Genomic DNA, 10691 nt, shown 5'->3' with positions numbered 1-10691 from the left:
AATAATCTTCTTGTTCATGATTATATCGCAACCTGCTTGCAGCAGATTGCTGAAAAACCGAATAATATTGACGCGTTGCTGCCATGGAATATTAAGCATAGCTAGGTGTCGTTGCCCAGACGCTTACACTCTATCCAGAGATCAGAGTACTTCAATGCAAGAACTTTTCGTATTTAGTCTCTATATGCTTTATGGCTTAATTTTTATTGCTATTGGCTTTACTATCTTTTTCCGTGATTTGCGATTTAGCCATCTCTCTATTGCCTCTGCGCTTCCAACGTTAGCTATCTTTGGTTTTATCCATGGACTTCATGAGTGGTCTGAATTGTATCTGCACGTGTATCAAGAAGAGTTGATGATGCACCAGACAGTAAAGATATTAAAAGTGGTAAAACTTTGGACTTCCTTTATTGCTTTGGGCTATTTTGCTCTACAAATGCTCGCGATGACCAAATGGCGTTTTCGGTCGCAGCTTTTTTTGATTACCCAAGTTGTTACAGCGCTATTTTTTGTTGGTGTCGTTTATCGTTATTTCTCCCAAGACCTCTATATCTTTGTAAGAGAAACTACATTTCAAATACGATGGCTATTTGGTTCTGGTGCGGGAATGTTAGCTGGCGCCGCCCTTATGAATTATTCCAAGAAGCTGAAGCAGGAAGAGCGTAAAGCTGCAGGAGCTGTAGGGTACTTAGGCATTTCTATCATAATTTATGGATTGTTCGCTGGGCTATTTTATATAGAAGATATAATAGTCGGTCCTATGATTCGTACTTTGTTAGCTCTGGTGATGTTGATCTACCTAAGAAAGACACTTGAACTGTTTGATGCTGAAAGACAGCAGCAAATCGAACGTTCACTTCATCAGGTGCTGCATAATGATAAATTGAGAGATATTGGTGAGTTGGCCTCGGGTATTGCTCACGAAATAAAAACGCCGTTAAGTAGCGCTTTGATGCGGTGTGATTTGCTTGAAAAACAAATAGCAAGAAGTGAATACGATCGGGATAACGCGCAAAGGCAGCTTGAACACATTCGTAAAGGCCTGTTGAAAGCGGCTCATATTAGCCAAGAGTTACTTCAATTCTCGCATAAACGTATGCCTGTTAAACAGAGGCTTTCAGTTGCTGAATTGATTAAGGAATCGCTTGAATTAATGGCCCATCGATTAAATGATTTCCAAGTAGAAATTGATATCCCGACAGATTTATATTTTTATGCGGACAAAGAACAACTAGAAGATGTGGTGATCAATATTGTCAATAACGCTATTGATGCCTCGATTGATAAGAAAGTTATTTTTATTCATGCTGAACAGAGAGGATTACGGATTAAGTTATCCATTACTGACTTTGGAACTGGGATTGATGAAAGTATTAAGGATAAAGTGTTATTACCTTTCTTTACTACGAAAGATAAAAGCACTGGCACGGGGCTTGGGTTAACACTTAGTCAAAAAGTTTTAGAACAGAATCAAGGTAAGCTAAGCCTTAACAATACAAAAAGTGGATTGTGTGTGGAAATTGAACTAGCAATGGAGAGCTAATGAGCCTTAAATTACTGCTGGCTGAAGATGACTTAGATTTACGAGAAGTTATCACTGAAGCTTTAACACTTGATGGCTTTGAAGTCACCGCATGTGAGAGTGCAGAGCAAGCCATTAGCTGTGCTATGCGACACAGTTACGATATTGCATTATTGGATTTTGTGATGGGCGGGATAAGTGGCATTGATGCTATCGCAGTACTAAAACAAACCGATCCTAATATTGGAATCGTGATCGTGACGGCTTTTGGGACGATTGACACTGCGGTAGACGCGATGAAAAAAGGGGCAGATGAATTTTTAACTAAGCCTTTTAACTTACAAACGCTCTCTGTTACGTTGAAAAAAGTACATGCAGAAAAATCATTAAAGTCTCCCCCAGTCGATAAAGACAGCGACTTAGTCTTTAGTGCATTATCAAACCCGATTCGACGTAATGTTATATATCAATTGAATATCCATCAAAGACTCAAGTTTATGGATTTGTGTCGTTTAGTGGGTATTAAGGATCATACCAAGTTTAATTTTCATCTACGTCAGTTAATAAAAAGTGGTTTAGTTTCTAAAAATGATGAAAAAACCTACTTCTTAACTAAGGTGGGAATAGACATTGAATCACGTATTTTAATGTAGCAACTCAATATAAATATCGAACAGAGAAGTGGGTGATAACACCCACTTATTTATTGTCGTTATCTAGCCCCATTGATAAGCGGATGCACAAACTTCGGTGAGTCTGAATAGAGGTTTAGATAACGTTCTAATTGCATTGAATAGAAACCCTCTAACTCCTCGTCTTCCTCTTCATGGCAGTCGGTACACATCTCTTTCGGATCAGACTCTTCGTGAGGCAAATGACACTCGACACATTCCATCTGCTCACTATCCTGATGTTTGATATTATGCTGGCGACCGTCTAGGTTGGCCAATGTATCGTGACACTCAACACAGCTCCGATACTCAAACTCCAGATCCTCTGATGGCTCTTCACCTTCGTGACATTGACCTGCACAAGTTTCATCCAGCAAGTGGAAGTTAGCTATGTTTTCTTCGTCTGGGTTAGGTAAGTCTTCAGCCCAACTTATTGAACAACTGAAAGTGAGCAAGCCAAACAGCATATATTTAATGATGTTCATAAACGTGTTTCCTTAATCATTCTATTGTGTGGCTGAATTGGGAAATTAAGCCACCACCATTTGACCAGCGTATAAAATAAACATTCGAAGCGACATGACACCCACAAGGGTAAATACTGGCAAAATCACCACGAATGCTTTTGTCTGTCGGGTATTATCAGAGCAAACTGTTTTGAGTAAGAGTGGCAATACGATACCGATACCGATAACGCCAATCCAAAAAACATAGGCCCAGAAACTGCCAAATACCGCCAGATTAATGGCTTCTTGTTCAGCAAGCACACCGAAACTCATCCCGATGATCAACATCATTAATAAGATCACTTCTGCGATAATCACCGGTTTCTCAATACGATGGCTCAAGGAGAATCCAAATGTTTTTGTATTCGCAGAAAAGAGGGTATAAGCCATCAAAATAGATGCAGCAATACCGGATGAAATGCCTGATGCTAAGAACAATAACGGCAGTATTGGCTGGTTTAACATAGGGTAAGAAACCAGAGCAGAAAGTAGGAAACCGGTATAGACACCTAGCAGTATTGACAAGATAACTAAAACGATATCAAGATATTTGTCTAACCTCTCCAGTTGAGCAAATATGGATAGCACAGCTCTGTTGTTTGCTATACGAGGTGTAAGTTTATTTAAAAGGCTGAGAATTTCCGTTTTAAATATCACCATGATCCATGCAAATACTGCCATTTGGTAGAGAATAAAGAGCGTAACCCCACGGCCCATTACCGAAAGTGGATTAGAGAATTGATAAACAATGACTTTCCAAAAATCGAGGGGCTTGGTTAAGTCCACAATCAGAATTAGCAACCCTAAAATCACCATTGATGCAGCCAAAATAACCGAGCTGATCACCAAAGGATTTTTTGAGAGTGCTGATTTATCTTGCTCAAAATGTTTGATAGCTAACGCTAGGCACATCGCACCCGATGAAATCCCAAGAACAAAGAGGTAGATTGCGATAGGCCAGTGCCATACTAGCGTGTCGAAGTGAAAGGCATTATTCAATGATTCCATCATGATAGGACCTCGTTGAATTTATCGGGAATACGGAGCATTTTAGGTTTCGTACCTAAATACTTTTTATAGCGGTAGACGGCTTTATTTTTCAGCACGATGTTAATGTCACTTTTTGGATCATTGAGATCACCAAAAATGAGTGCTTGTTTTGGACAAGCTTGAACGCAACTCGGAAGTTCACCTTCTGCGAATTTTGATTTTCGGCAGAAATCGCATTTATCTGCAGATTTTGTTACAGGATCAATGTAGCGTACTTTATAAGGACAAGCAGCAATACAGTATTGACAGCCAACACATCGTTCTGGATTGACGTCTACAATTCCCGTTTTCTTATCGATGTACGAAGCGCCAGTCGGGCAGACATTGACACATGACGGGTTTTCGCAATGCTGACAAGACTTTCTAAAGAAGCTATAACGAATATCGGGAAATTCACCAATAGGTTCACTTCTAACAATTTCAAGACGGGTAACGCCATCAGGTACATTGTTTGTTTCTTTGCAGGCTTTGACGCAAGCCTCACAGCCGATACATAACGATTCATCGTGAATCATGGCATATCGTTTACCATCAATTTCAATTGTTTGAATAATAGATGTGCCCGCAACGCCTGTCGTTGCAATCATAGCACCAGCACCTAAGCCGATAATGAGTTTGCGTCTAGAGTGATCCATTATTGATATCCTTCTAGTGCTTGGTCTTCTGTGTGGCAATCTACACACAGTTGTATTCTAAATTTATTATCAATGCCTTTAATTGGGTCAACCTCAGTATGGAGAGCATGACAAGACGCGCAGTTGATCTGTTTAAAGTGCACATCATGCGTCCATTCCGCTTGTCTGAGATCTTTTGGGGAGTGGCAAGAGATACATTGCTCGTTCTGAGATTGAGCACTTATATTTGAATGCTCTGCAAAGCTAATAATACTAGTTTCGTCTTTTGGATGAGCGCCCTTGTTTTCGTGGCAAGCCGTACAATTGTTATAAAATTTGCGACTCGAGTGGGCGCCAACACTTTTGATTGGCTTTATGTCTTTTAGTAAACGTTGCTTTTTATGACAGCGAATACAACGCTTATTTTCTTTGATCAGAATAGTCATTTCGTCATCATTATTAATCTGTGAGCTGAAGATCTGATCGGCTTCTTCTCTATTTAATGCTGCTTTACTATTTATGGCTTCTTGTGCGTAGGAAGCAGAAGATGAACAAAGAACGAATAGGCTTAAAATAATAAAACTGGAAAAACGGCGTAATTTAACCATAGTAATTCTCGTTCTTATCTTTATTCTGCCATTTAGCAGGTTTTAATAAGGCCAACATAGCGCTGGCCTAAATATTAACGTCTCAAATACTGTTTAATTTATTTAAATTCTAAATTCATTACTCCACGGTGGAAGACGTGGTTGATTTGAGAGTTGTCGAATACCGCCACACCAAATGGGTAAGCTTTATTCATATCGTTAAACTGAACGTCTTGAGTTTCAGCGTTGCTACCGGTAGTAACAAGCTTACGTTTCATTTCTAACGTCCAAACACCATCTTTCCATACAGCACCAACATCTACATCACCACGAGAACCCGTGAATGGTGCTCCGGTTAAGCCTGGAATACGGTCTGATGCATTGAAGTCGGCAGTAAATGGTTGTTTTTCGGCTTCGTGGATAAGAAGCGTATTTGCTGTTAATTCTGGTGTCACGAATGCAGGTTGACCATCTTTAATATTATTAACATAACCGCCACCAGTCTTATCATCACCTTTACGTCCCCAACCTTTGTTTGCTTTAGGGTCAGTATTGCTGTCTACGTATTGGTCATCTAGCTGACCATGCGCGCCGGTACGGACACCTTTCCAGTGCCACATATCAAGGTATTGGCCTTCCTTGGTGAATTTACGTGCAGGGTTTTTGTCATCTCTGCCGGCAATTTTGCCGTCTTTAGAGCGGTGACATGCGGCGTTACAGCCTTTTTCAGCAAAGCCGTCTGCATTGATATCCCAAAATACTGCGAATTTATCTTCGTAATAGGTATTATCGTGACCAGTACTGTCTTTGTTGACCATTTGCTTCCAACTATTATCGTCCTGTTTTATCCAGGGGAAGCGGTCAATGCTTTTCGTTGGATCTTTATAGCTGATTAAGAAGTAAACAAATTCTTTATCATAGAGTGACTTAATTTCTACTGTTGTTTTTTTCATACCTTCATAGCCATTGCTTGGCTTGTAGGGCAGTTTACCTAACTTGATTTTGGCTGCTTTTATATCATTCCAAACAGCGTCGACTTGACCATCGATAGTAATTTCTGACGAAGTCTTAGTACTTTCTAATGTAGTGTTTTTTGCCTGAGCAAAACTTACGGGTACTGCCGCTAAAGCAATAGTGGTACTAATAGCAAGGATAGAAGGTCTCATATTAAGCTCCTGATGGTCTATTAATTTTATTTTCATAATCATAATAAGAACGAAAGGAACTTTTTCATTTGATCAATGTCACTAAATAAAAATCAGGTTAGTTTGGTTAGATGGCTTTGTGATCATGCAGCTAAAACATGTTAGGCATAGTTATACCTAATAGATAATATTGATAAATAAATTTATCATCGTTTGGTGTTATTTAAATACTATAGATGGTCGGTTATTCTAATATGATCATGTGGTGTGGTAGCGATAGAGTATAATATTAATACCTCCTTATTCTGACGACTGAATTATAAAGTATTAGCCGCTAAGCTTTAGCAAACTTGTAGGTACGATAACCACCAATTAAGTTGCACGCTTTAAAGCCATTGATGTCGAGCAATATCAACGCAGGCGCCAAAGAATGATTTCAGGGGAAAAGTGTTTCCATTTGAATTCACAGTTAGTCATTACGTTGTTAGATTGGTGAGGTGAGAAGGAATTATAGCAATAAACATCAGATACAAAAAAACCTGCTAAAAGCTGGCTTGATGTATCTCTAAGAGAATTTGGTGCTCGCTACTGGACTCGAACCAGTGACACCTTGCATGTCATGCAAGTACTCTAACCAACTGAGCTAAGCGAGCAAATTGTACTGCGTGATAACAAACTATTTCGTGCTATCTAAAACTGGTGCTCGCTACTGGACTCGAACCAGTGACACCTTGCATGTCATGCAAGTACTCTAACCAACTGAGCTAAGCGAGCAAATTGTACTGTGTAATAACAAGCTATTGCGTGCTATCTAAAATTTGGTGCTCGCTACTGGACTCGAACCAGTGACACCTTGCATGTCATGCAAGTACTCTAACCAACTGAGCTAAGCGAGCAAATTGTTTTTGTTCCGTTTTTGGGAACGAGAGAATAGTAGCGATTCGATGAATTTCGCGCAAGTGTTTGAGATCGCTTTTTTATTAATTTGCATTCATTTGCTCGCAGAGTGACCAGTTTGATGGCTGTATGAGCGTGAAAAGACGAATTAATTGAGTGAAAGTTGTTTAGATTTATCATGGTGATAGAGATTGACGATAACTTTATTGATGTTCAATCTACAATGTTAGTGCCGTGATGTTGATGACGACTGACAGTGTTTTTAGTAATCCACCAGTTGTCATCAATGATTATTTGACGGTAATGCTATGTTTCGACTTCAGCTAGCACGGGCGCACTTTTTTCAAGTGTCATGAATAACTGCTCAAAACTTTTCGTGAGCTTATGTGTCGGCAGTAAATGGATAAGAGGCTTTTGATAGTAATGCGATTCTTTCATTTTTATCGACTGAGGCAGATAAGGTTCAAGAATCGGTAATCCGAGATCCTTCAAGTCAGCAATGATTTTCTTTGGGAAGTTAGCCTGAGCATTAAACATATTGACGATAACCCCCTCAACCTCAAGTGTTGGATTATGGTCTTCACGTAATTCAGATACATTATTGAGTAACGTTAAGAGTGCTTGTTGTGAAAAGCTATCGCAGTCGAAGGGGATAAGTAAGCGCTGAGCGGCAATTAAGGCGGCTTTACTGAAAAAGTTTAGGTTAGGTGGGGTATCGATATAAATACGCTCATACCGCTTGTCTAATTCATCTAGCGCATCGCGAAGCTTATAGATCTTATAGCGGCGTTCTAATTCCGATTCGATTTTTTCTAATCGTGGGCTAGATGGAATAATATCAAGGTTAGTAAACGACGTGGGTTGGGGGAACTCAATCACAGGGGTAGAAACACTAAACCAGCCAACGGTTTGGTTTAATAGGTCTGCTATGGTTTGTTTACTCTCAGAGTTAACGTCGTAGCCTAAATAGTGGCTACTGTTACCTTGAACATCCAGATCAATCAATAATGTTTTATATCCTTTAGCCGCGCTTAAGGCTGCCAAATTAGCTGCAATGCTGGATTTACCAACCCCACCTTTTTGATTAAATACGACACGACGCATTATGACCATCCTTGATATTATCTGAGTAATGATAATAAGTTACATGCCTGTAAACAAGGTGGCAATATTTGTTTGTTGTAATTGCAACGAAGGCAAAGAATTAGGTAACGTGTTGTTATAAAAAGCGAGATACAAAAAATCAGCAACCAGTGTAAAAACCTGTTTGCTGATTTTTGTGCGCTAAATGATATAGCGGATAATACCGGTTAGTCTTACGGTAATTATTGTAGTAATTCGTGATCAGGAGGTAGTAGACGAGTGATCCAAAGCACCAACTTATGCTTCATATTCACGCCATTTTCTTGATCAACGGCAAGAGGGGTAATTTGTTTACTTTGGATAAGTAAACGATAAATACATTCAACACGTTCTGTGGATGAAACGGTTTTCTCTAAGTCTCCATATCCTTGCTTTTTAGCGAATGAAAAACCTAGTTCCATGGCTTTCTTCAGTAATTTTGCGTCATTGTTGTTCTTGTTTTTATTCTTTTTCATTGTTCATCTCTACCTATGAATGCGTAAAAGTTGTGTCCAAATAATGACAATGGATGTGTGCTGTATCTCATTTCTACACTAAGACTAGATTACAACAAACGTAACAAATGAGGTATGAAATTTATGGCTTTCATTGTGTACCGTTTGTTCGTTATTGACCAAAACCTTCCGTGATGAGTGCTATATCACGAAATATCACCTCAAAAAAAAGGGGATGACAACGTCATCCCCTTTGATATTTCGCTATTTGTCAGTCACGCAATTTAGCATGAATGCAAAGTGCTACTGAATAAAGCTTAAATAGCCTTGTAAAACTATCAAGTTCGCTATGTCGATAAAGAAAGCACCAACAATAGGAACAACCATGAAAGCTTGAGGTGATGGTCCATTACGTGACACTAACGACCCCATGTTCATCACTGCCGTTGGCGTGGCACCCATACCAAAACCACAGTGACCACCAGCAATAACCGCAGCATCATACGTTTTACCCATAACACGGAAGGTAACAAAATACGCAAACGCAGCAAGTACGACCGTTTGTACTGTTAGGATCATCAGCATTGGTAAAGCCAATTCAAGCAATTCCCACAACTTAAGACTCATTAAGGCCATTGCCAAAAAGAGCGATAATGAAATGGTACCTAACGCATCAACCGTTTCACTGTTGATCTTATAAACCTTTGTTGTTTCACAAATGTTGGTGATAAAAACACCAATAAACAATGCATAAACAAAGTCAGGGATACGAAGCCAAGAAATACCAAAGCTATCAACAAGTTCTTTCACATGTGCAGCACCTGCAACACAGATCAACAAGATGAACAGTACTTCAATGGTGTTCTTTGACGTAATACGATCTTCTTCTTTATCGCTATAAGTAATCAGATCAGGATGTTCAATATGGTGATGCTCACCATCACCAAACGATGACTTCAATTTGTGTTTATTGATCAGACGCTGTGCAACAGGTCCACCAATAATTCCGCCCATCACTAAGCCAAATGTTGCAGAGGCCATAGACAGTTCAAGAACGTGTAGATTGTAATCTGCTGCAAAGCTTTGTGCCCAAGCAGCACCTGTACCATGCCCGCCAGACAATGTTATTGAGCCCACTATTAAGCCAATAATAGGGTCTAAGCCAAGTAAGGTACTTAGTGTTACACCAACAGCATTTTGGATGATGATGAAAACCGTTGCTAACCCTAAAAATAAAAATACGCGTGAACCACCTTGTGCCAGTAGCTTGTAGCTTGCAGCTAGGCCGACGGTAGCAAAAAACATCTGCATTAAAGTGTCTTTAATACTGAGTTTGAAAGTAATGTCGATGCCTTGCTGATGTATTAAAGCAATTATAACCGCGACTATTAGGCCTCCTACAATAGGTTCTGGAATATTATACTTCCGAAGAACCGTTACTTTTGTATTAATGAAGTAGCCAAGAAAAAGCACAATAATCGCAATGAGCAAAGATTCTAGCTCGTTTATTTGAATTGTAGTATTCATGATTTAGTCTTTTCATACTTTTCTTAATGGCCAATATTAACCGCTAAAATCTCTTGTGCCTATATTGTACAATGCGCACTAATAGTGTAGACCTTGCCGAGCTGGAATGTTTTAACTGTTAATTAATTGTTGCTCTCTTTTCTTGGCTTTGCATTAAATGCTTTTTATTGTGATGGATGTGTAGATATTAAGATTAGCCTGATGTGTGGGTTTATATGGATAGATATGTAAAATAAACGCTGTTTTATTACTGATACATGAATGCTTAATATAAAAAGCTATACTAATCATGTGGATGGGTGTTGTTTAGCATTGTGAAATATGCTTTATATCGCCATTGTTGTGTAAAGCGTCAGTTAAACTTGTACTGATGCCGTATACAAAATAAACAGTGAAATAAGCAGAGAGTATTTATGCTTCCTTTTAGGTGAGGTTCAATAATATTTATTAAATTAAATTTCATCTTTTAATCTGTAAGAAATCTAATCGCTGTAAATAGTTCATTTTTCGCTCTAATTGGAGCATTTGAATGTATAAGACCAAATTTGGAAGGATGTTTTATCGATAATGTTTGTTATATAAGTAGGGTAAGGGT

10 protein-coding genes and 3 tRNA genes are annotated in these 10691 nt (G+C 39.0%); 2 read left to right on the top strand and 11 right to left on the bottom strand.

Annotated features, from left to right (window positions below; all coding sequences use genetic code 11):
- Positions 1–154 precede the first annotated feature (154 nt).
- Positions 155–1543, top strand: coding sequence for a sensor histidine kinase (locus C9J12_RS26270; RefSeq protein ID WP_107245585.1), 1389 nt, complete (start codon positions 155–157; stop codon positions 1541–1543).
- Entirely contained in the window at positions 1543–2175 is a 633-nt protein-coding gene (locus tag C9J12_RS26265) for a response regulator (RefSeq protein ID WP_107245583.1), read from the top strand. Before C9J12_RS26270 ends, C9J12_RS26265 begins: the two co-directional genes overlap by 1 nt.
- A 59-nt stretch (positions 2176–2234) precedes the next feature.
- Here the strand turns inward: C9J12_RS26265 and C9J12_RS26260 are convergent, their stop codons facing one another.
- The 11 genes from C9J12_RS26260 to gltS all read right to left on the bottom strand — a co-directional run bounded on the left by C9J12_RS26260 (position 2235) and on the right by gltS (position 10096).
- Entirely contained in the window at positions 2235–2678 is a 444-nt protein-coding gene (locus tag C9J12_RS26260) for a cytochrome c3 family protein (RefSeq protein WP_107245580.1), read from the bottom strand.
- 45 nt (positions 2679–2723) lie between these two features.
- Positions 2724–3710 (bottom strand): NrfD/PsrC family molybdoenzyme membrane anchor subunit, encoded by a 987-nt coding sequence (gene nrfD, locus C9J12_RS26255; RefSeq protein WP_227876471.1) that lies wholly within the window; start codon positions 3708–3710, stop codon positions 2724–2726.
- The gene (locus tag C9J12_RS26250; RefSeq protein WP_107245578.1) at positions 3707–4384 is read right to left on the bottom strand and encodes a 4Fe-4S dicluster domain-containing protein; all 678 of its coding nucleotides are present in this window, start codon (positions 4382–4384) and stop codon (positions 3707–3709) included. The genes nrfD and C9J12_RS26250 overlap by 4 nt, the downstream gene beginning before the upstream one ends.
- Positions 4384–4971 carry a cytochrome c3 family protein gene (locus tag C9J12_RS26245; RefSeq protein ID WP_107245575.1) on the bottom strand — a complete coding sequence of 196 codons (588 nt, stop codon included), beginning with the start codon at positions 4969–4971 and terminating at the stop codon, positions 4384–4386. The genes C9J12_RS26250 and C9J12_RS26245 overlap by 1 nt, the downstream gene beginning before the upstream one ends.
- Before the next feature lie 98 nt (positions 4972–5069).
- The gene (locus tag C9J12_RS26240) at positions 5070–6116 is read right to left on the bottom strand and encodes an ethylbenzene dehydrogenase-related protein (protein WP_107245573.1); all 1047 of its coding nucleotides are present in this window, start codon (positions 6114–6116) and stop codon (positions 5070–5072) included.
- A gap of 555 nt (positions 6117–6671) precedes the next feature.
- Positions 6672–6748, bottom strand: a tRNA-Val gene (locus tag C9J12_RS26235).
- A gap of 44 nt (positions 6749–6792) precedes the next feature.
- Positions 6793–6869: transfer RNA gene (locus tag C9J12_RS26230), tRNA-Val, on the bottom strand.
- A 45-nt stretch (positions 6870–6914) separates the two neighbouring features.
- Positions 6915–6991, bottom strand: a tRNA-Val gene (locus C9J12_RS26225).
- Between the two features lie 307 nt (positions 6992–7298).
- Positions 7299–8096, bottom strand: coding sequence for a ParA family protein (locus C9J12_RS26220; RefSeq protein ID WP_011218788.1), 798 nt, complete (start codon positions 8094–8096; stop codon positions 7299–7301).
- A gap of 221 nt (positions 8097–8317) precedes the next feature.
- Positions 8318–8590 carry a DUF5062 family protein gene (locus tag C9J12_RS26215; RefSeq protein ID WP_011218787.1) on the bottom strand — a complete coding sequence of 91 codons (273 nt, stop codon included), beginning with the start codon at positions 8588–8590 and terminating at the stop codon, positions 8318–8320.
- 282 nt (positions 8591–8872) lie between these two features.
- The gene (gltS, locus tag C9J12_RS26210) at positions 8873–10096 is read right to left on the bottom strand and encodes a sodium/glutamate symporter (protein WP_107245570.1); all 1224 of its coding nucleotides are present in this window, start codon (positions 10094–10096) and stop codon (positions 8873–8875) included.
- Positions 10097–10691: the final 595 nt, after the last annotated feature.

The organism is Photobacterium frigidiphilum, assembly GCF_003025615.1.
Classification (GTDB): Bacteria; Pseudomonadota; Gammaproteobacteria; order Enterobacterales; family Vibrionaceae; genus Photobacterium; species Photobacterium frigidiphilum.
This window is presented reverse-complemented; position numbering and strand designations above follow the sequence as displayed.